Source organism: Pseudoalteromonas sp. S3785, from assembly GCF_005887365.1.
Taxonomy (GTDB): Bacteria; Pseudomonadota; Gammaproteobacteria; order Enterobacterales; family Alteromonadaceae; genus Pseudoalteromonas.
In genome coordinates this window covers 1-266 of the sequence record NZ_PNCT01000174.1, presented here as the reverse complement: position 1 = coordinate 266, position 266 = coordinate 1, and the positions used below count along the sequence as shown (strand labels likewise).

Below are 266 nucleotides of genomic sequence, written 5' to 3'. Positions count from 1 at the left end.
GCAACAACAAGGGCTAAGTTGGCTAACGGGCGACGAGCACGGTGATTTTAAAGGCCTTTTATACGCAGCTGCGTTTGAGTTTTTACAACCTCAGCACGATCTAGGCACCGCACTCTATGTGTATTCATCAGGCTCGTTAAGGGCGCAGCAGTTACTTTTTAAATACTGTGATTATGGCGATATTCGCCCCCTGTTTAACGATTAGTTTTATACCAAAGTCGGCGCAAAGCAAGAGCAATCAGCATATAACACAATAGTTAACCAAC

The 266-nt window shown here is 44.4% G+C and carries 1 pseudogene; it reads left to right on the top strand.

The features are described 5' to 3' along the window. Positions 1-202 (top strand): annotated as a pseudogene (locus CWC17_RS19035) (acireductone synthase); the annotation flags it as partial. Positions 203-266 lie beyond the last annotated feature (64 nt).